At 63.2% G+C, this 20,813-nt stretch carries 19 protein-coding genes and 1 pseudogene; 11 read left to right on the top strand and 9 right to left on the bottom strand.

Annotated features, from left to right (window positions below):
- Positions 1-46 precede the first annotated feature (46 nt).
- Positions 47-385 (bottom strand): P-II family nitrogen regulator, encoded by a 339-nt coding sequence (locus tag DH08_RS21400; protein ID WP_006205430.1) that lies wholly within the window; start codon positions 383-385, stop codon positions 47-49.
- A 356-nt stretch (positions 386-741) separates the two neighbouring features.
- On the opposite strand from DH08_RS21400, the gene DH08_RS21395 reads away from it, so the two are divergent.
- Positions 742-2,274: an NAD(P)H-hydrate dehydratase gene (locus DH08_RS21395; RefSeq protein WP_192181198.1), complete on the top strand. Its 1,533-nt coding sequence runs from the start codon at positions 742-744 to the stop codon at positions 2,272-2,274.
- Entirely contained in the window at positions 2,271-4,274 is a 2,004-nt protein-coding gene (locus tag DH08_RS21390; RefSeq protein ID WP_192181197.1) for a hypothetical protein, read from the top strand. The genes DH08_RS21395 and DH08_RS21390 overlap by 4 nt, the downstream gene beginning before the upstream one ends.
- 17 nt (positions 4,275-4,291) lie before the next feature.
- Here DH08_RS21390 and waaF read toward each other — a convergent pair whose 3' ends face one another.
- Together waaF and DH08_RS21380 are read right to left on the bottom strand one after the other, a co-directional pair.
- Positions 4,292-5,317 (bottom strand): lipopolysaccharide heptosyltransferase II, encoded by a 1,026-nt coding sequence (waaF, locus tag DH08_RS21385; protein WP_192181196.1) that lies wholly within the window; start codon positions 5,315-5,317, stop codon positions 4,292-4,294.
- A gap of 48 nt (positions 5,318-5,365) precedes the next feature.
- Entirely contained in the window at positions 5,366-6,898 is a 1,533-nt protein-coding gene (locus DH08_RS21380) for an acyl-CoA carboxylase subunit beta (RefSeq protein WP_192181195.1), read from the bottom strand.
- 408 nt (positions 6,899-7,306) lie between these two features.
- Here DH08_RS21380 and DH08_RS21375 point away from each other — a divergent pair, with 408 nt between their 5' ends.
- The gene (locus tag DH08_RS21375; RefSeq protein WP_192181194.1) at positions 7,307-8,722 is read left to right on the top strand and encodes a DEAD/DEAH box helicase; all 1,416 of its coding nucleotides are present in this window, start codon (positions 7,307-7,309) and stop codon (positions 8,720-8,722) included.
- A gap of 93 nt (positions 8,723-8,815) precedes the next feature.
- Here DH08_RS21375 and DH08_RS21370 read toward each other — a convergent pair whose 3' ends face one another.
- A complete protein-coding gene (locus DH08_RS21370; protein WP_192181193.1) occupies positions 8,816-9,790 on the bottom strand; it encodes an alpha/beta hydrolase in 975 nt (324 codons plus the stop codon).
- A gap of 153 nt (positions 9,791-9,943) precedes the next feature.
- The gene (locus tag DH08_RS21365; protein WP_192181192.1) at positions 9,944-10,765 is read right to left on the bottom strand and encodes an SDR family oxidoreductase; all 822 of its coding nucleotides are present in this window, start codon (positions 10,763-10,765) and stop codon (positions 9,944-9,946) included.
- A gap of 223 nt (positions 10,766-10,988) precedes the next feature.
- Between DH08_RS21365 and DH08_RS21360 the strand changes: the two genes are divergently transcribed.
- The 7 genes and pseudogenes from DH08_RS21360 to DH08_RS21330 all read left to right on the top strand — a co-directional run bounded on the left by DH08_RS21360 (position 10,989) and on the right by DH08_RS21330 (position 16,351).
- Positions 10,989-12,023 carry a cysteine synthase A gene (locus DH08_RS21360; RefSeq protein WP_192181191.1) on the top strand — a complete coding sequence of 345 codons (1,035 nt, stop codon included), beginning with the start codon at positions 10,989-10,991 and terminating at the stop codon, positions 12,021-12,023.
- Complete coding sequence (locus tag DH08_RS21355) at positions 12,023-12,766, top strand: alanyl-tRNA editing protein (protein ID WP_192181190.1); 744 nt, start codon at positions 12,023-12,025, stop codon at positions 12,764-12,766. The genes DH08_RS21360 and DH08_RS21355 overlap by 1 nt, the downstream gene beginning before the upstream one ends.
- 37 nt (positions 12,767-12,803) lie before the next feature.
- On the top strand, positions 12,804-13,655 hold the full coding sequence (gene sseA / locus DH08_RS21350) for a 3-mercaptopyruvate sulfurtransferase (RefSeq protein ID WP_192181189.1): 852 nt from the start codon (positions 12,804-12,806) through the stop codon (positions 13,653-13,655).
- A gap of 5 nt (positions 13,656-13,660) precedes the next feature.
- Positions 13,661-14,224: a GNAT family N-acetyltransferase gene (locus tag DH08_RS21345; RefSeq protein ID WP_006205418.1), complete on the top strand. Its 564-nt coding sequence runs from the start codon at positions 13,661-13,663 to the stop codon at positions 14,222-14,224.
- A gap of 108 nt (positions 14,225-14,332) precedes the next feature.
- The gene (locus DH08_RS21340) at positions 14,333-14,890 is read left to right on the top strand and encodes an OmpA family protein (protein ID WP_192181188.1); all 558 of its coding nucleotides are present in this window, start codon (positions 14,333-14,335) and stop codon (positions 14,888-14,890) included.
- Positions 14,891-15,001: 111 nt separating this feature from the next.
- On the top strand, positions 15,002-15,805 hold the full coding sequence (dapB, locus tag DH08_RS21335; protein ID WP_192181187.1) for a 4-hydroxy-tetrahydrodipicolinate reductase: 804 nt from the start codon (positions 15,002-15,004) through the stop codon (positions 15,803-15,805).
- A 77-nt stretch (positions 15,806-15,882) separates the two neighbouring features.
- Positions 15,883-16,351 (top strand): annotated as a pseudogene (locus tag DH08_RS21330) (DUF1203 domain-containing protein).
- Positions 16,352-16,760: 409 nt separating this feature from the next.
- Here DH08_RS21330 and ald read toward each other — a convergent pair.
- Positions 16,761-17,876, bottom strand: a complete 1,116-nt coding sequence (gene ald / locus DH08_RS21325; RefSeq protein ID WP_192181186.1) for an alanine dehydrogenase — start codon at positions 17,874-17,876, stop codon at positions 16,761-16,763.
- A 158-nt stretch (positions 17,877-18,034) separates the two neighbouring features.
- Between ald and DH08_RS21320 the strand changes: the two genes are divergently transcribed.
- A complete protein-coding gene (locus DH08_RS21320) occupies positions 18,035-18,508 on the top strand; it encodes an Lrp/AsnC family transcriptional regulator (protein WP_006205413.1) in 474 nt (157 codons plus the stop codon).
- Positions 18,509-18,513: 5 nt separating this feature from the next.
- Here the strand turns inward: DH08_RS21320 and DH08_RS21315 are convergent, their stop codons facing one another.
- From DH08_RS21315 to DH08_RS21305, 3 genes are all read right to left on the bottom strand, one after another.
- Entirely contained in the window at positions 18,514-19,350 is an 837-nt protein-coding gene (locus tag DH08_RS21315; RefSeq protein ID WP_192181185.1) for a peptidoglycan-binding domain-containing protein, read from the bottom strand.
- Between the two features lie 3 nt (positions 19,351-19,353).
- Positions 19,354-19,992: a hypothetical protein gene (locus tag DH08_RS21310; RefSeq protein ID WP_192181184.1), complete on the bottom strand. Its 639-nt coding sequence runs from the start codon at positions 19,990-19,992 to the stop codon at positions 19,354-19,356.
- Positions 19,993-20,109: 117 nt separating this feature from the next.
- Positions 20,110-20,787: a 5-formyltetrahydrofolate cyclo-ligase gene (locus tag DH08_RS21305; RefSeq protein WP_192181183.1), complete on the bottom strand. Its 678-nt coding sequence runs from the start codon at positions 20,785-20,787 to the stop codon at positions 20,110-20,112.
- Positions 20,788-20,813: the final 26 nt, after the last annotated feature.

Here is a 20,813-nt window from a genome sequence, read left to right as displayed (position 1 = left end):
TTCTTCCCTGTGTGCTGACGGTTCGAGGAAACTGAAATCAGAAAGCTCAGACGGCGTCCATACCCGTTTCACCGGTGCGGATACGAACGACTTCCTCGATGTTGGAGACGAAGATCTTGCCGTCGCCGATACGGCCGGTCTGCGCCGCCTTGCGGATGGCTTCGATCGCGCCTTCGACCGCGTCGTCGCCGAGCACAACCTCGATCTTCACCTTGGGCAGGAAATCGACGACATATTCCGCGCCGCGGTAAAGTTCGGTATGGCCCTTCTGCCGGCCAAAGCCCTTGGCCTCGGTGACGGTGATGCCTTGCAGCCCGGCCTCCTGAAGCGCTTCCTTCACTTCGTCTAGCTTGAACGGCTTGATGATCGCTTCGATCTTTTTCATGTAAAAAATGGCCTCCACTGCCAAAAAGACGGGTTGTGAGCCCCGCTTGCGCCTCCTTCAAGCACGAACTGTGCCAATTTCGGCTGAAACGAAGCGGTATCACGCGATTTCAACACCATGCCGCACCGGGATGCACATCCGCGTCATTCGCGGCATTGGATGCGGCATGGACTCCCAAAGCCTAGTCACTACGGTTGCGCTTGTCCGCCCAATATTTAGGCAATCCGTATATTTTGCGGGCAGTTTGCGCGGCGCTTCGTTCCTCCAACGATGCTTTCGCTCTCGCAATCCGCCTCTCGGCGTTTGCGTCAGACTGAAAACTGGACAATGCTCGATTGAAATGCGGACGGCAATCCATGAGCAACGAACTTCTGTCTCCGGCCGAAATGGGCGAAGCCGACCGGCTGGCGATCGCCGCCGGCCCGCTGGATGGCTTCGGCCTTATGCGCCGTGCCGGCGAAGCGGTGGCCGCGGTTGTACTGGCGCGCTATCCGGCCGCGGCACGTGTGCACGTGCTGTGCGGTCCCGGCAATAATGGCGGCGACGGCTATGTCGTTGCCGGCGTGCTGCATGACAGCGGCGTCGATATCCGGTTGTGGGCGTCCGGTCCGCCCAGGGCGGGCAGCGATGCGGCCATAGCCGCCGCCGAATGCCCGGTCGCGCCCCGGCCGCTGTCGGCATTCAGCGCCGAGAAGAACGCGGTCGTGGTTGACGCGCTCTACGGGGCAGGGCTGTCCAAGCCACTGTCGGGCGATGCAGCCCGGGCAGTCGAAATCGTCACGACGCTGAACCTGCCTGTTGTCGCCGTCGACCTGCCATCCGGCGTTTCCGGCGAAAGCGGCAACGTACTGGGGCAGGCGTTCCGTGCCGACTCCACCGTTACCTTCGCGCGCAAGAAGCCCGGCCATCTGCTGCTGCCGGGGTGCGAGCGGTGCGGTGAGGTCGTGCTTGCCGACATCGGCATCGGGGCCGAGATCATTGCGCAACTCAAGACGCTGGCCTTCGAGAACGTGCCGGCGCTTTGGCTTGACACGCTTCCCGTGCCCGCGGTCGATGCACACAAATACAGACGCGGCCATGCCGGTGTCTTTTCCGGCGGGCCATCGGCGACGGGTGCTGCGCGGCTGTCGGCGCTTGCCGCTGCCAGAAGCGGGGCAGGGGCGGTGACGGTGCTGTCGCCGGCGAACGCCATGCAGGTCAACGCCGCGCATCTCACCTCGATCATGCTGCGCAAGGCCGATACGGTCGAGGACGTGCACGATTTCATCGGCGATCGGCGACCATCGGCCTTCGTCCTCGGTCCCGGTTTTGGGGTTGGTGACAGGCCCCGGGATTTTGCCCTGGCGGTACTGGGTGCCGGACGGCAAGGTGCCGCCGGCTCGATCGACGGGCTGGTGCTCGATGCCGACGGCATCACCTCATTTCGCGATGAGCCGGATACGCTGTTCGAAGCGGCGCGCCGACCGGCAGCCCCGGCTCTGGTGATGACGCCACATGAGGGCGAGTTCGGCCGGTTGTTTCCGGACATCGCGGGGGACAACAGCCTGTCCAAGCTGGCCAAGGCGCGCGCGGCTGCCGCACGTGCCAATGCGATCGTCGTCTACAAGGGCGCCGACACGGTCATCGCAGCACCAAATGGCCGGACGGCGATTAACAGCAATGGTGCGCCCTGGCTCGCCACCGCTGGGTCTGGCGATGTGCTGGCGGGCATCATCGCCGGACTGCTGGCGCAGGGCATGCCGCCTTTCGAGGCTGCCTGTGCGGCGGTGTGGATCCATGCCGAGGCGGGTAGCCGCTTCGGACCCGGGCTGATCGCCGAGGGCCTGCCGCTTGCCATGGTGCCGGTGCTGCGCGCGTTGATCGGCAGCCGCAAGGGAATCGCTGGATGACCCACCGCTTCGCGCTGATTGCCGGATTTCTTGTGGCGCTCTTGATGGCGCAGGTGGCGCGCGCCGAGGGTCCGGTGACCATGGTCGACGATCCGGCGATTCTCGCCGCCCTCGATGCCAGGGGTTTTGGCTTTGCCGGAGTTTTCGCCGTCGATGGCAAGGATGATTTGAAAACCCTCTATGACGAGTCGCCGACCTATCACGCGATCGTCGACACGGTGGCAGGCGACGTCGCCGCCTTGCGGGCGGAAATGAAGGCCGGCGGGCGGACGCTCTATGAGGTGACCGACGGCAATGTCGGCCGCATCATGGACATGCGCTGGCTGAAGACGGCCGCGGCGCGCTTCCGGCTGGTCGGCGTCGTCAACCGGCTGGACCGGCGCGACTTCGCCGATGTGCAGGGCGAGAGCAACTGTGGCGAGGTGCGGTTCATCTACCGGCTTGCCTACAGCTTCAAGAAGAACGGCAAGGTGCTGGCCTCACGCCTGCCGTTCAATTTCAATGCCGTCTACAATGCCGCGCCGGATGCCGATGGCGGCTGCGTCGGTGTTGCCGGGCGATGGACGCCCCAGCTCGACGAGAGCGTCGATGCCGGTTGGCTTGTTGGAGGGCCGCTGGACAAGGCTGGCCTCAGCTTCAAGCAGCTCGAGCTCAACGCACAGGTGGTCCGCTTTCCCTCCGGCCAGGAGACAGAGTTCGGCGGCCAGGCTGCCTATCTGATGCGGATATTCGACTTTGACGGCGCCGCTATCACCGAGAAGCCGCTGGAAAACACGCCGGATACGGCGCGGCTCACGGAAGACGCCGCGCTCAAGAAAAGGCTTGCCGACTATGTCAGCGCCAATGTCGCGGCGGTCGATCTCGGCGTCTACGAAATCCCCGATGAATTCCTGGCCAAAAAGGTGATCTCGTGGTCGACCTTCGGCAGCGCCAGGCAGGCCAACCATCCGTTTACGCAGTTATTCCAGCCAACGGATTTCGGCGAGATCGATTATTCCGGGCTGAAGCTGGTGCGCACGCCGGAGGCGCTGGTCGAGCGGCTGGACAACGGCGCCTGCCAGGGCTGTCATCAGGCGGGCTCCACCGCCGGCTTTCATTTCATCGGCCTCGACGACAGAACGACGTCGCCGCTCAACCGCATCGAGGTCGGCATCTCGCCACACCTGCATGCCGAGATACCGCGTCGCGAGGCCTGGCTGCGCGCCACAGTCGAAGGCAAGGAGCCGAACCGGTTCCGGCCGCTGTCCTTCGCGCCGCCGGCCGCCTGGACGGATGCAGGCGAGGTCGACTACGCACCGGCCGAGATGGCGATGCCGTGCCTGGTGCCGGAGGATGCCGCTCGCTTCGGCGCCACCTGGCAGTGCGGCGGCGGCACCGTCTGCACGCCGCTGGCCACCGCTTCAGGCGTGCGCACCAAGCTGGCGCAATGCCTGCTGCCCAAGGACAGCAAGGACATGTTCTCCGGCCATCCATGCCTGACCGGCTCGATCGCCAGCAATGCGGCGCAGCCTTTCAACGATCGCTACAAGATCACCGGCCAGTTCGCCGCTTTCGCGACCGATATTTCACGCACCGCCTATACGTGCCGCCCGCCGAAGATCGGCGTGCCGGCCGGCATCGCCTATCGCGGCTGCGACGACAAGGATCGCACCTTTGCCGCCTTCAAGGCGGGCAAGCCGATGCCCGGCGAGATCTGCGGGCTGGTCGGCGGGAAAAAGTTCGATACCTGCGTGGCGACCAACAATTTCGACCAATGCCTCGGCGGCGCGGTCAATCGCGGCAATCGACCCGCCTGCTCGGCCGATCACTTTTGCCGCGAGGACTATATGTGCCAGTCGCTGCCATCAGACACGCCTGGTGTCGGCAAGGTGAAAGGCATCGGCTTCTGCTCGCCGACCTACTTCATCTTCCAGATGCGCATCGATAACCATGCAACGCCATGGGCGAGTGCGGCGCGCGCCACCATGGGCGCGGGGTTCGGGGCGGCGGAAGAGGAATAGGGCGCCGGCTATCCAGGTCAGGCGCCTTGCGGACGGCGCGCTTGCGCCACAGCGTCCGCCAAGGCGGAAAGCACCCTTTCCTCGCTGATGTCTCGCGTATGCTCGATCCAGCTTGGTGTCGAAATCGGCGGCTCGACATACCGGACCTGGTCGTTCACAGGACCGGTTTCGTAGGAGCGGTTCGATCCGAAGATCAGCACGCACGGCCCCCCCAAAGCCGCGGCCGCATGCGCGATGCCGCCATCGACGCCGAGAAAGACGGTCGAGGCAGCGATCTGGCACATGGCGTCGGTGATGTCAGGGGTCGATGTGAAATCCACCGCCTCCGGAAGTGCTGCCCGGATCTGGGCGGCGGCTTCGCGTTCGCGCGGACCGCCGACGATCCATACCGACCAGCCGCGCCTGGCGTGATCCCTGGCGACCGAGACGAAACGCTCCGGCGGCCACGAACGGAAGTTGGCGAAGTCCGACGTGTAGAGCGCCAGCGCCGGCCTTGCCGAGTCGATCCCATGCCGGACGCGCCAAGCCGACAACTCCTCTGGCGATACCACCATCCGCGGCGGCGGCAGCGGCGTTCCATCAGCCGGCCTCTCGCCCAGCATGGCGATGGCGCAGACCTGCTCGAACAGCCTTGTCTTGCGCGGGCCGAAAGCCACCAAGCTTTTCAGCCAGCCGGCCGGCAGGCGGTTGACGATGCCGAACTGCAGTTCGCGCGGATAGCCGGTGCGCTCAGGGATGCCCGCCATCCAGGGCACCAGGGCCGCCTTGGTGCTGCTGGAGAGAAGATAGCATGCGCGATAGTTCTGCTCGCGAAGCTGGCGGGCCAACTGCATGCGCTTGCCGAAGCCAGCCTGCAAGTGCCGCTTCTCCAGCACCCAGGCCTTCCTGACATGAGGCATCAGCCGCGCGAGGGGTGCTGCAAGCGGCGAGGTGATGACATCGATGGGATGGCCGGGAAACCGTTCGGCGATGACCTGAATGGCCGAATGGCAGCGAACGAAATCGCCGATCGCCGGCAAGCAGAAGACAAGGATAGGACTCAATGGGTGATTACCTGTTCGGTGGGAAGAAGGCTGCGTCGACGGTGCGCCTCACAGCGGAATATTGTCGTGCTTCTTCCAGGGGTTCTGCATGTCCTTGTTGCGCAGCATGCGCAGCGCTCGGGCGATGCGGCGACGGGTCGAGTGCGGCATGATCACCTCGTCCACATAGCCGCGCTCGGCGGCGACGAAGGGCGACAGGAAGCGGTCCTCGTAAGCCTTTGTATGGGCTGCGATCTTTTCGGCGTCGCCGATATCCTTGCGGTAGATGATTTCGACGGCGCCCCTGGCGCCCATCACCGCGATCTGCGCCGTCGGCCAGGCATAGTTCATGTCGCCACGCAGATGCTTCGACGCCATCACGTCATAGGCGCCGCCATAGGCCTTTCTTGTGATGACGGTGATCTTCGGCACGGTCGCCTCGGCATAGGCGAACAACAGCTTGGCGCCGTGCTTGATCAGCCCGCCATATTCCTGCGCCGTACCTGGCAGGAAGCCCGGAACATCGACGAAGGTCACGATCGGGATCGAAAAGCAGTCGCAGAAACGTACGAAGCGTGCCGCCTTGCGGCTGGCGTCGGAATCGAGCACGCCGGCCAGCACCATCGGTTGGTTGGCGACGAAGCCGACCGTGCGGCCCTCGACGCGGCCGAAGCCGGTGACGATGTTCTTGGCAAAGCTCTGCTGGATCTCGAAGAAATCGCCTTCGTCGGCAACTTTGAGGATCAGTTCCTTGATGTCGTAAGGCTTGTTCGCGTTGTCGGGGATCAGCCGGTCGAGCGACAGATCGTGATCGGTCACCGACTGGTAGCATTCGATCTCGGGAAGCTCCGCGGTGTTGGAAGCGGGAAGCAGATCGACCAGCCGGCGCATCTGCAGCAGCGCCTCGACGTCATTGTCATAGGCGCCATCGGCGATCGACGACTTGGTCGTATGAACCGAAGCGCCGCCGAGGCTCTCGGCGGTCACCGTCTCGTTGGTGACGGTCTTCACCACGTCCGGCCCGGTGACGAACATGTAGGACGTATCGCGCACCATGAAGATGAAATCGGTCATGGCCGGCGAATAGACGTCGCCGCCGGCGCACGGGCCCATGATCAGCGAAATCTGCGGGATGACGCCAGAGGCCAGAACGTTGCGCTGGAAGATCTCGGCATAGCCGCCGAGTGCCGCCACGCCTTCCTGGATGCGGGCGCCGCCGGCGTCGTAGAGGCCGATGATCGGCGCGCGGTTGCGCAGTGCCATCTCCTGCACCTTGACCACCTTTTCGGCGTGGGCTTCGGACAGCGAGCCGCCGAAGACGGTAAAGTCCTTGGCGAAGAGATAGACCGGGCGGCCGTTGACCGTGCCCCAGCCGGTGACGACGCCATCGCCGGCGAACTTGGTCTTCTCCATGCCGAAATCGGTCGATCGGTGCTCGACATACATGTCGAACTCCTCGAACGAGCCTTCGTCAAGGAAGACGTCGATGCGCTCGCGGGCGGTGAGCTTGCCCTTCTTGTGCTGGGCGTCGATGCGCGCCTTGCCGCCGCCCATGCGGGCGATCTCGCGGCGGCGCTCGAGTTCCTTCAGCACGTCCTTCATCGCCGGTCCCCAAAATGGAAAGCTGCATTTGTGGTAATGATGCCCGCAAGCGAGCGCAAGCGCCGCTTGCGCCTTCGATTTTGCTGCACTGCAACATGACGCCCCTTGCATTCCGGGGCGAACTCAGCCATATGCAGCCCATAGGCGCTTGGGCCGGGACATTCCGGCCTTCTCGACAAATGAGACTGGTTGCGTCTGTTTTCCCTCTTTCCGGTATATCGGCCCTCTTTCCGGTACATCACAAAGTGGCGAAAAAGCCCCGTGGCATGATGCCTGCGGGCACGACAGCGCAGCCGAGTGGACGATCCCGTCCGCCCGCCTTGTCGTTCATGACAGATTTTTCGACGGCAGGTTGCGCCCTGCCGCCATTGATGTTTGCGGCCAGGAGCCGCGTGAAAGAAGATTATTTTGACTAATGAAAACACCGCGGAACTGAACGGTTTCGCAGCACTTGGAATTTCGGGCGCGCTGCTCAAGGCGACCCATGCCGCGGGCTTCAGCGATCCGAAGCCAATCCAGGTCCAGGCAATCCCGCCGCAGCTGGAAGGCCGTGACATTTTCGGCATCGCCCAGACCGGCTCCGGCAAGACCGCTGCCTTCGCGCTGCCCATCCTGTCGAAGATCATCGCGCTCGGCACCAAGCGGCGCGCCAAGACAACCCGCGCCCTGATTCTGGCGCCGACCCGCGAACTTGCCGTGCAGATCGAGGACACCATCAAGATCCTCGCCAAGGGCGCGCATGTTTCGACCGCGCTGGTGCTCGGCGGCGTCTCGCGCTTCAGCCAGGTGAAGAAGGTTGCTCCCGGCGTCGACATCCTGATCGCCACGCCCGGCCGTCTGACCGACCTGGTGCGCGAGGGTGACCTCATTTTGTCCGACACCAAATGGCTGGTGCTCGACGAAGGCGACCGCATGCTCGACATGGGCTTCATCAACGACGTCAAGCGCATCGCCAAGGCGACCGCGCCGGATCGCCAGACGGCGCTGTTTTCGGCCACCATGCCGGACGAAATCGCCGAACTGGCCAAGGGCCTGTTGAAGAACCCGGTTCGCATCGAGGTCTCGCCGCAGAGCACCGCGGCGGCCGAGATCGTGCAGGGCGTTGTCTTTGCCCGCACCAAGCAGAAGCGTCAGGTGCTGTCCAAGATGCTCGCCGACGAGGCGATGAGGTCCGTCATCATCTTTTCGCGCACCAAGCATGGCGCCGACAGGGTGACCAAGGATCTCGAGCGCGATGGCTTCAAGGCCGCCGTCATCCACGGCAACAAGTCGCAGAACGCCCGCCAGAAGGCGCTCAACGATTTCCGCGAGGGTTCGGTGCGCATTCTGGTGGCGACCGATATCGCGGCGCGCGGCATCGACGTGCCCGGCATCAGCCATGTCGTGAACTTCGATCTGCCGGATGAAGCGGAAAGCTATGTCCACCGCATCGGCCGCACCGGCCGCAACGGCATGGACGGCATCGCCATCACGCTTTGCGATCCGTCCGAGAACAGCAAGCTGCGCCAGGTCGAGCGCATCATCCGCAGCAAGCTGCCGATCGTTGCCGACCATCTCGGCAGCCCCGATCCGCAGCGCAATCCTGCTGAAAAGAACGAGCGCTTCGAGCCGGCCAAGGACCGCGCCGACCACAATGGCCGTCGCGACGGCAGGCGGCCGGGCGGCAACAACGGTTTCGGCAAGAAGCGGTTCGGCGACAAGCCGGCCGGCGATCGTCCGTTCGCGGCCAAGCCGCAAGGCGAGCGCCCGGAGGGCCGCAAGCCGTTCAAGGGCAACAACAAGCGCCGTTTCGGCGGCAAGCGGCCGGCTACCCGCGCGGCCTGAACCGGCGGTGCGGTCGAGCCCTGGGCGCGATCGCCGCTGATTGAAAACAAGGGCGATCGAAGCGATGCTTCGGTCGCCCTTTTCGTTTCGGGTCTATTCAGTGAGCGCCTTGACCCAGACGACGATGCGTTGCGCCAGGAAGGCCGTGGTCGATGGCGACAGCGCGTCGCCGGCAATGACGTGGTTGTCCTGATCGCCGGTGTCGTCGACCGGCACCAGTTCGTGCGCGGCGCCCCAGCGTCCGGCGATCTCGCGCGTGCGGTCGGGCCGCACCACTTTGTCCGAATCCGAAAAAATGAACAATGCCGGGATGGTCGCCTTCTCCACCGGCGCGCCGTGGGCAAGCTCCACCAGGGCCTCCATCGGCAGCGTCGCCGCCATCGGATATTTGTGGGTCCAGAATTTTTCATGCAGCGCATTGCGCGTCGGGAAGCTGCGCTCCTTGCCGCCGACGAGCTCGGCGATCTGCTTGCCCCACGGCATGGTCAGGATCTCGGCACCGGAAGCCTTGACGCCGAAATTGGGCGAGATGAATGCGATCGCGGCGACGCCGTCCGAGGCATCCGGCTGCGTCGCCGCCCAGGCCGCCAGCGAGCCGCCGGTCGAGGTGGCGATGACGATCACCTTGTCGCCGATAGCCCGGCCGATGGCGAGCGCTTCCTCATAGTCGTTGATCCAGGCATTGACGCTGCCCAGCGCCATTGCGGCGCTGTCCTGACCATGGCCGGTGAGGCGGGTGTAGAAGAGGTTGGCGTCGAGCTGGTCTGCCACGTCATCGGGCAGCGGACGGACCTCGCCCTTCGACGCCGAAAACCCATGGATGTAGACGATCGCCAGCTTTGTCCTGGCGTGAACCATCGGGTCGGCCCAGATGATTTCCTTCTCCAGCCCGTCGCGGATATTGGGGACGGCGGCCTCTTCGCGCGCCAGATAGGCCTGCGGATCGTCGCCGATCCCCTTGGGATCGAAGCGGATCGTGGTGTCGACGGGAACGCGCGGGCCAAGCACGAAGGCCATGACGAGAACGACGGCGAGGCCCAACACCGCAAGCACGATCCGTCGCCCCATTGAAGACTCCAAGCAATAATTCTCAACCTATGGGCGCGATTGCAAACAGGCAACGGGCGCCTGTGGACGGCCGGCCGCCACCTGTGGACGGCCAGCCGCCACCTGTGGACGGCAAGCCGCCACTTGTGGACGGCGCGGTCGCGCTGACGATCGCTATTCGCCGGGCGGCTTGCGGTCGAAATTGAGCGGCCGGGCCATCCAGGCGGTCGTCAGGCCGATCACCCAGCGCCCGACCGGCCGCGGCAGCAGACCGAGCAGCTTCAGGGGCCAGCTTATGTGGTAGGGAAAGGTGACTTCGAAGCCGCCGGATCTGATGCCACGCGCCATGCGGCGCGAAGCGCGATGGACAGGCATCAGGCCCGGCATCGGCAGCATGTTCTTTTCCGTCAGCGGCGTGTCGACAAAGCCCGGGTTTATCACCTGGACGCGAATGTTCATCTTGTCGAAATCGTACTTCAGCGACTCGGCCAGGATGTTGATGGCCGCCTTGGTGCCGCCATAGGCGGCGGTGGTCGGCCAGCCGGAATAGGCCGTCACCGAGCCGACAAGGACAACATGGCCGCGCGAACGCACGCGCATGTGCTCGACGACAGGCACCAAGCCGTTGAGGATGCCGAAATAGTTGACCTCGAAGGACCGCCGGAAATCCCGTACGATCAGGTCTTCGCCAGGGGTGGCGATGTAGTTCCCCGCGTTGAATACGGCCAGCACGATCGGGCCGAGATCCTTTTCGATTGCTGCGACCGTCGCTGCCATGCGCTGCTCGTCGGTGACGTCGCAAGGAAAGGAGGTGACGCGGCCTGGCATCTGCGCCGTTTCGACGAGCAGCGTGTCGACCGGATCGCAGTCCAGTGCGGTCACGGCAACGGCATAGCCTTGCGCCGCGAGGTCCTTGGCCAATGCACGGCCGATGCCGCTGCTGCCGCCGGTGATCCAGGCGACACCGTGCTTCGGGTTGGCCCGATAGAGAGTCATGCTGCGCCCTGTGAATGTGTCGATAGTGCTCTAGCGGCGGATAAATCGAATGAAAAGAGCGCTTTTCCCGTGATGAGGAAATGAACATTTTGCCAGCACATCCGTTTTGAGACGCATCCTGGCAATTGCGGTGCCCGAAATGCCGCTAGTCCAGGCAAATTCTTGCCTTGAAACCGAAGCTTCGGGTTTCTAGGGTCTCGCCGCACCTACACAAGGAATCTCCATGCATCGTTCTGTGATCGAAGCGATTGGCAACACGCCCCTGATCCGCCTCAACAAGGCGTCGGAAGCAACCGGTTGCGAGATCCTGGGCAAGGCCGAATTCATGAATCCGGGTCAGTCGGTCAAGGACCGGGCCGGCCTGTTCATCATCCGCGACGCCGAACAGCGCGGGCTTTTGAAGCCGGGCGGCGTCATCGTCGAGGGAACGGCCGGCAACACCGGTATCGGCCTGACGCTGGTCGCCAAGGCGCTCGGTTATCGCACCGTGATCGTCATCCCGGACACGCAGAGCCAGGAGAAGAAGGACACGATCAAAATGCTCGGTGGCGAGCTGATCGAAGTACCGGCGGTGCCTTACAAGAACCCCAACAATTACGTGAGGCTCTCGGGGCGCCTCGCCGAGCAGATGGCGCGTTCGGAGCCGAACGGCGCGATCTGGGCCAACCAGTTCGACAACGTCGCCAACCGCGACGGCCATATCCGCACCACAGCGCAGGAAATCTGGGCCCAGACCGGCGGCAAGGTCGATGGCTTTGTGTCGGCTGTCGGGTCCGGCGGGACGCTGGCCGGCGTTGGGCTGGGGCTGAAGGCCAAAAGCAACGACGTCAAGATCGCGCTCGCCGATCCGCTGGGAGCGGCACTCTACAGTTTCTACACCAGTGGCGAATTGAAGTCCGAGGGCAGCTCGATCACCGAAGGCATCGGCCAGGGGCGCATCACCGCCAACCTCGAAGGCTTCACACCGGATTTTTCGTTCCAGATTCCGGATGAGGAAGCGCTGCCGATCGTCTTCGACCTGATCCAGGAAGAAGGCCTGTGCGTCGGCGGCTCGACCGGCATCAACATTGCCGGCGCCATCAGGCTGGCGCGCGAACTGGGTCCCGGCCACACCATCGTCACCCTCCTTTGCGACTACGGCACGCGCTACCAGTCGAAGCTGTTCAACCCTGAGTTCCTGCGCGAGAAAGGACTGCCGGCGCCGGGCTGGATGGACGACCAGAGCAAGATCTCGGTGCCGTTCGAAAAGGTCGCGTGATGGCACACCAGACCGAAGCGCTGTTTCGCGACGACGCCTATCTGAAGACGACTGATGCCACGGTCGTCGCCGTGAACGAGCGCGGCGGCATCATCCTCGACCGGACGATCTTCTATGCGACGTCGGGCGGCCAGCCCGGCGACACCGGTGCGCTGGAGCGCGCCGACGGCAGCCGCATCGCCGTTGCCGCCACCATCACCGGCGAGACCAAGGACGAGATCATCCATGTACCGTCGCCGGAGCAGGTGGTTCCTGGTGTCGGCGAGCGGCTGAAGCTCGCCATCGACTGGGAGCGACGGCACCTTCTGATGCGCATGCATGCCGCCTGCCATTTGCTCACCGTTGTCTGTCCGTACCCGATCACGGGTGCCGCGGTTTCCGAGGACGACAGCCGCGTCGACTTCGACATTCCGGATGCCGGTTTCACCAAGGAGGACGTGACAGCGGGGCTGATGGAGCTGGTGCGCGCCGACCATCCGATCTTCACCCGGCTGATCACCGACGAGGAACTGGCGGCCAATCCCGGCCTGGTGAAATCCAAGAATGTGCGGCCGCCAGTCGGCACCGGCAGGATACGGCTGGTCTGCATCGGCGAGAATGCCTCGATCGACAGCCAGCCTTGCGGCGGTACCCATGTGAAGAGCACGGGCGAAGTCGGCGAGATCCATATCGGCAAGATCGAAAAGAAAGGCCGCGAGAACCGGCGCTTCCGTATACGCTTCGGGCCTATGCCGGCGATCTGAAGGTCAGTTGCCGCCACAGGCGAGCAGGAGAAAAAGAATGGCCGAGGATAGTCCTTTCATCGTCGACGCGGACTGGCTTCAGCAGCGCCTCGGGGAGCCGGGCCTGACGATCATCGATGCTTCGTGGTACCTGCCGGCGCAGAAGCGCGACCCGCGTGCCGAATATGAGGCGGCGCATATTCCGGGTGCACGGTTTCTCGACCAGGATGCGATCTCGGACCCGGAGTCCGGCCTGCCGCATACGCTGCCGTCGCCGCAGAATTTCGCGCAATATGTTGGCAGCATGGGTGTTTCAGCCGACGATACGATCGTGGTCTATGACGGCCCCGGCTATTTTTCGGCGCCGCGCGGCTGGTGGATGTTCCGGGTCATGGGCGTGTTCCAGGTCTACATCCTGAGCGGCGGCTTCGACCGCTGGAAGGCGGAGGGTCGCCCAGTGACGGCGGAGCAGACCAAGATCGCACCTGGCATCTTCCACGCCGATTTCGACGCAAGCCGTGTCGTCAGCCTCGCCGAAATGCGCAGCATCGTCGACAATCGGGAAAGCCAGATCGCCGACGCGCGCTCCGCTGGCCGTTTCGCCGGTACCGAGCCTGAACCTCGTGCCGGCGTCCGTTCCGGCCATATGCCGGGCGCGCGCAATGTCCCGGTTGCAGCCCTTGCCGAGAATGGCGAATTGCTGCCCAGGGATCGCCTGCGCAAGGTGATCGAGGATGCAGGCATCGATCTGTCGAAGCCGGTCGTCACGTCGTGCGGCTCGGGCATCACGGCGGCGGCGATCACGCTGGCGCTGGAGACGCTTGGCCATACCGACAACAGGCTTTACGACGGCTCATGGACCGAATGGGGCGGGCTTGGCGATACGCCGGTGGTGACGGGCAAGGAATGACGGCGATGGAAAACGGAGCGCTGGAAGACATCGACGTCACGGTGACGTTTCTCGAAATGCATGTGCCTCCGGCCTACTCGCCGCCGGTGCCGTACAACCGCCAGATCGCGCTGCTGAAGGTCAAGGATATTCCGCTGCATTTCTACCGCTATTTGATGGATCGGGTGGGGCGGAAATGGCACTGGGTCAACGTACTGAGGCTGGACGATGAAGAGCTTTCGGCCGGCCTGCATCGCGAAGACCGCGACATCAGGGTGCTTTATCTCGACGGTGCGCCGGCCGGTTTCTTCGACCTCAAACCGCATCTGCCGGAAGAAGTCGAGCTCGCCTATTTCGGCATGATGGAGCACGCCACCGGCCAAGGCATCGGCCGCTGGTTCCTGGGCGCGGCGATCGCCGCCGCCTGGTCGCATGGGCCGAAGCGGGTGACGGTGCAGACTTGCACGCTCGACCATCCCGCGGCCCTGCCGCTCTACCAGAAACTCGGCTTTGCGCCGGTGGCGCAAAAGAAGGAGATCGTGCATCCGATGACCTTCGCCGAGCGTTCGGCCAGCGTCATGCGGCCTTAGCTTCTCCCCAAGCTGAACCTACCGTTCATCCGCGCTTCAGACTGTCTTTGCCATGGTGCCTTCAGCATCAACGCGCCGATCACAGAGCGGCGCCGAAGGAGAAGAGACATGCTGACCCGACGCACATTTGCCGTGGCGATGATTGCGGCATTTGCCATGCCGAGCCTGGCATCCGCTCAGGCGACGACTCCGTCCGCCACTACGATCGAACGCCAGCTTGAAGCACCACCCAGGGTGAAGCTGCGCCCCAACCAACGCGTCACCATCCGCGAGTTCAAGCGGCGGCCGGATCTCAGGCGCATGGCGCGCTCGATCGACATCCAGTCGATCAATTTCGCCTTCGGCTCGGCCGCCATTTCCAGTTCGCAATACGGCAAGATCGAAAACATCGCCAACGCGCTCGAGCGCATCCTGCGCCGCGATCCTCGCGCCCGGGTGCTGATCGAAGGCCATACCGACGCTGTCGGTTCCTTCCAGTCGAACCAGATCCTGTCCGAACAGCGTGCCGCCTCGCTGAAACGGACGCTGGTGCGCGAATTCGGCGTGCCGGGTCGTGCGCTGGATACCGTTGGTTATGGCGAGGAGTTCCTGCTGGTGCCGACGCAGAACGAGAACTGGCGCAATCGCCGGGTGACGCTGCGCCGCTTCGACGATTTCATCCGCTGAGCCTGACCAGAATTTTGGAGCAATGCTGAAAGAGCCCGGCTTGAACGAGCCGGGCTCTTTGCATAACGCTGATCGTCCAGGGGCCAATGGTGATGGCGAAAGGATCGGTTGATGGCGATACGGGTGGTTTTGGCAGGCGCGACCGGCTGGGTCGGTAGGGCGCTGGTGCCGGCGATCGCGGCGCAGGCCGACATGGTGCTCTCCGGCGCGGTGTCGCGCAGCGGTGCGGGGCAAGATTCCGGCCTGCTGGTCGGCGTGCCGGCCAATGGCGTGATCGCGTCCGCCACGCTGGCGCAGGCGCTGCAGGCGCCATCCGACGTGCTGGTCGACTACACCAAGCCGGATGTGGTGAAGGACCACGTGCTGCTCGCCATCGAGAAGGGACGGCATGTGGTGATCGGCACGTCCGGGCTCGGAGCCGCCGACTATGCCGACATCGATGCGGCGGCGCGTGCCAACCGGGTCGGCGTCATCGCGGCCGGGAATTTCTCGATCACCGCCACGCTGATGAAGCGTTTTGCCCTGATGGCGGCGAAATATGTGCCTGATGTCGAGGTCATCGACTATGCCAGCGCCAGGAAGCCCGATGCGCCGTCGGGCACGGCGCGCGAGCTGGCGGAAGCGCTGGCTGATGTCCGCAAGGCATCCACCGCGCGGCCGGTGTCGGAGGTCTCTGGCGTGCCGGGGACACGCGGTGCTGCTGTCGGCGCGGGCGAGGGGGTGCAGGTGCATGCGCTGCGTCTGCCGTCCTACATACTGTCCTGCGAGGCGCTGTTCGGCCTGCCCGACGAGCGGCTGACCATCCGCCATGATGCGGGTTCGTCCGCCGGGCCTTATGTTGCCGGCACGCTGCTTGCCGTCCGGCGGGTGCAAACCATCGGGCTGGTGCGTGGCCTCGATGCGCTGATGGACTGATCCGCCTTGGCAGGAATCGGGTGGGAAGCGGTTTCTCGGCAGCATAATTTCCGGTCAACGACACCGGAGATTTTGCCATGACCATCCAGTTCAAAGCTCTGCCGACGGAAGATGTGAGAGCCCTGCAGCGCGGTGGACCTGACGCCTACGGCCACACGCCCGAGCGGGGCATTTCCGACGGCGACGGCGTGCCGTGCCGCCATTGCCTGAAGAACGTCGCCGCCGGCGATGCCTATCTGATCCTGGCCTACCGGCCGTTTCCGGAACTGCAGCCTTACGCCGAGACCGGGCCGATCTTCCTGCATGCGCAGGAATGCGAGCGTGCCGATGAGGCCGAGGCACTGCCCCGACATGCTCGAAAGCAGCGACTATATCGTGCGCGGCTATGGCAGCGACGACCGCATCGTCTATGGCAGCGGCGGCGTCATCCCGACGACTGCCATCGCGGCACGCGCCGAGGCACTGTTCGAGCGCGACGACATCGCTTACGTCCACGTCCGCTCGGCGCGCAACAATTGCTACCAGTGCCGGATCGAGCGCGGCTGACGGTGCGCAAAAAAATGCCCGCCGATAGTCTGGCGGGCAGTTGGGAAAAAATAGTCGCGACGAAGCCGCCGGTAAAGCCTGGTATTCGCCGGCGTCTGGGAGCGGCTCGAGCCGTCAGGGAACGACATCTGTGTAGGCATAGTTTTCGAACGCCGAATGTGAAGTGCTTCACACAGGGCGTATTTGATCATGGCGGGGCGAAAGATGGTGACGACTGTCGCACTCCCGTCGCATAAGAGCGCTAAAAGGTAGTCGTCGATCGATTGCCGACCGCGGATGAACCGGCGGCAAATCTCGACATCGAGGAAGCGGGGCTTTGGCTCCGCTTTTTTGTTATCCGAATTCCCACGCAAAGAAAAACCCGCCGGGATGAGCCGGCGGGCGACAGGAGGAATTCTTTGCCTGGGTATCAGGCGGCGAGCACTGCCTTCGGCTCGACCAGCTCGTAGCCGAGCGCTTCGGCGACGGCGCGGTTGGTAATCTTGCCCTTGTGGACGTTGAGGCCATTGCGCAGATGGTGGTCGTCGACCAGCGCCTTCAGGCCCTTGTCGGCAAGCTGCAGGCCATAGTGCAGCGTCGCATTGTTGAGTGCGTGCGCCGAGGTGACCGGCACTGCGCCCGGCATGTTGGCGACGCAGTAATGGATCACGCCGTCGACCTCGTAGGTCGGCTCGGCATGGGTGGTGGCGTGCGAGGTCTCGAAGCAACCGCCCTGGTCGATGGCGACGTCGACCAGCACCGAACCCTTCTTCATGCCGGAGAGCATTTCGCGCGTCACCAGCTTGGGCGCGGCGGCACCCGGGATCAGCACGGCGCCGACGACGATGTCGGCCGAAAAACATTCTTCTTCCAGCGCCTCGACGGTCGAGTAGCGGGTGTGGACGCGGCCGGCGAACAGGTCGTCGAGCTGGCGCAGGCGCGGGATCGAGCGGTCGATGATGGTGACGTCCGCGCCAAGGCCGACCGCCATCCTGGCGGCATGCAGGCCGACGACGCCGCCGCCAAGCACGGTGACCTTGCCGGGCAACACGCCGGGCACGCCGCCGAGCAGCACGCCGCGGCCGCCATTGGCCTTCTGCAGCGCGGTGGCGCCGGCCTGGATCGACAGGCGGCCGGCGACTTCCGACATCGGCGCCAGCAGCGGCAGGCCGCCGCGATCGTCGGTGACGGTCTCGTAGGCGATTGCTGTGACGCCGGAGGCGAGCAGGCCCTTGGTCTGCTCCGGATCCGGAGCCAGGTGGAGATAGGTATAGAGGATCTGGCCGTCGCGCAGCTGAACCCACTCGTTGGGCTGCGGCTCCTTGACCTTGACGATCATGTCCGACTTGGCGAACACGTCGGCCGCCGTCTTGGCGATTGTAGCGCCGGCAGCGCGGTAGGCGTTATCGTCGGCGCCGATACCGGCACCGGCGCCGGTCTCGACCAGCACTTCATGGCCATGCGCGACATATTCGCGGACCGAGCCCGGCGTCAGGCCGACGCGGTACTCGTGGTTCTTGATTTCCTTGGGGCAGCCGACGCGCATTTTCTTCTCCTGATCCGGCCCTTTTGAGGGCGCGTTCCCTGTATGAAGTGAGTGAACCACGAATCGTTGCGCAGGTGTTTGCGAATGCGCTTGCGCTGGCCTGCGCGTTTCGATAATCGTTGCGCGAAATATCAGGATCTTCGAAGGAATCCCGAAGAATGCCGCTCGACAGGATTGATATCGCCATTCTGGAGACTTTGCAGAAGGATGGGCGGATACCCAACGCCGCGCTTGCCGAGAAGGTTGGCCTGTCGCAGTCGGCCTGTTCGCGGCGGCTGGACAATCTGGAGAAATCCGGAACCATCCGCGGCTACCACGCGCGGCTCTCCAATGCCGCACTCGGCCACCAGATGACGGCGATCGTGCATATATCGCTGTCGGGGCAATTCGAGAAGACGCTGTCGGATTTCGAGGCCGCGATCAAGCGCTGCCCGAACGTGCTTTCCTGCCACCTGATGTCAGGCGAGTACGACTACATCCTGCGTATCGCGGCCAAGGATCTCGTCGACTATGAGCGCATCCACAAGGAATGGCTGTCGGCCATGCCGCATGTGACGAAGATCAATTCGTCCTTCGCCTTGCGCGAGATCGTCGACAGGACGACGGTGGGGCTGAGGCCGGAGATGGCTTGACAAGCCTACACCCTGGGCTTGTTGATCAGATTCTCAAAGGGAACGGTTGCAACGCTCGGCAAAGTATAACCTGACCCTCCTGGCAGGCAGCCCATCGTCTTCCAGCCAACAACGCCGTCGGTTTGCAAACCGCAGGAACTCTGAAAATCCGCGACAGCCTTTTTGGCGTCGGGAGACAGGAGAACTTCGCTACCGGATGTAGCGTTGGGGTCTTTGGGCTGCAGGAAAGTGTCGGGAATTGTGCTGCCGCCGTCGGGCTGCTGGGACGTGGCGTAAACGGCCGTTCCGGCGAGCGCTATTTCGGCGAAGGTGCTTGCTTCGTCCTTAAGCCCTGCCGATCGATATCTATCAGCCAGCTGGGAGCTGAGTTTCGCGGCAACTCCCCATTGTTCTTCGGCGACTGCCTTTCTCAAGTCGCCAAAGACAGGCTCATAGCCTTGCGGGACCGCCCATCCCTTTGGAATTTTGCCATTCAGGAAGTTCTCGGTGTTCGACGAAACCCCCGAAGAGGCGACAAGAAAAACAATCTGTCCGGTCACTCGACAAGGCTCCCACCGGATTCGACTTCTTGGAAAACGAATGAGAGCCAATGCTTGGACGCGATATTGCACGTCGGCAGAACAATCCTTTTCTGACAATGTCGCCTTTCCGTAATCGTCAGTATCGGTGATTAGCTGCTCCTCAGTAGCAGCTGTCTTTCTATAGATATGGGAGGGCACCCCGACGGGCGGAGTCGTGTTGGTCGTGACGACAATCGAAACAGTAATCGTCTTTGCTGACGCGCGGTTGGTTGGCATCATTGCGGCGGTCGTCGCGAGCACCAAATATCCGAACAAGCGCATGGGCTAGCTCTCTATGATTTTGAGGTGGATCGTTTGTGGCTTTTCGGGGTTGCTGGCCGCATTGGCAGCGGTCGTGGCGGCATTTTGATAGGCTGCAATGATGACTATACAGGCAACAACCCATGAGACAGTTACAATGCCCAGATAATTGTTCGCAACAAACTGATCCAACGTGGAATAACCAACCAATTTCAAATCAGCTTTTTGGTCTGGGTTACTCTGAAAATAAAGAAAAGGTTTTACTTCCTTGGATCTAAGGACTGCTCGAATTTCAAAGGCCATCCCTGGCGGAAGGTCGATTTTTTGCGTGATAATGAGTGAAGTAGGCTCGATCGCGTCGGACATGGCCCAAGGAGGAACCTTTAGCATCTGCGCATAAGTGGGGGCCGGTGCGCCTGGAGAGCCGAAGCATTCTTCACTCTTGGGGCAATCAAGCCCTATCGTGACGTCCGATATTCTCACTTTCGGAGAGTCATTGGTGAAACGATAAACTACGAAAGGCGGCGACGCGTTCCGACCGTCTTCTTTGAGTTCGTAGCGAAGATAGGGCGTGGCACTTATGTCTTCATAGTATGTCGACAACACCCAAGTGATCACCGACATCAAAATCGTGACCACGTAAGGAGCCGAACTTGCAAACATCGTGATTGTCCCCCACCGTTTGCAGTCTATCAATGTCTGCAAAGAGGTGCAAAGTGCATTCTGCTCCTTCGGGCAATCGGGTCTTCACTTTTGCACGGTCAACGCTGAAGGCGGTGCTCAGCTTCCAACCTTGCCACTGTCGCTTCGCAGTTCCGTCACCACCTCGCTCATCGGGATGTCGTGTGGCTGCGGGTAGATGGTGGCGATGCGCTGCAGTTCGTAGCCGACGCCGATGACCAAAGGCTTGAACGGCATCGCGGCAAGTGTGCGGTCGAAGAAGCCGCCGCCATAGCCCAGGCGATAGTTTTGGGGATCGATGCCGACGATCGGCGAGATGACGATGTCCGGCAGCACCGGATCGCCTTCGGACGGGATCGGGATGTTCCAGACGCCTTTCTCCAACCGGTCCCCAGGGACATAAGCGCGAAAGACCAGCGGCTGTCCCTTCTCGATCACGACGGGCAGCGCCGTGCGGCCGCTGCGCTCGTTGATGGACGCCATCCATGGGCGCAAATCCGGCTCGCCGCGAAACGGCCAGTAGAGGCTGACCAGACGGCCGGCAATGTCGCCGATCATGGTGTCGAGGCCTTCGGCGATGCGCTGCGACATTGCCGTGCGTGTGTCTGCGGAAACCGCCAGCCGCGCCGCGATCAGCCGCTCGCGCTCGGCCTTGCGCCAGCGCCGCACATCGGTCCAGTCGGTGAGAGGAGCGCTAAATTCCGGATCGAGTTCGTGCATGAAGCAGGGCGGCGAGGAATACTGCGCCGGGCCTTCGCCGTCACGATCGTTAGCCATGCTTCACTCCCGTCATCCAGTCCGGT

This window comes from Mesorhizobium amorphae (genome assembly GCF_014843845.1).
GTDB lineage: Bacteria > Pseudomonadota > Alphaproteobacteria > Rhizobiales > Rhizobiaceae > Mesorhizobium > Mesorhizobium amorphae_A.
This window is presented reverse-complemented; position numbering and strand designations above follow the sequence as displayed.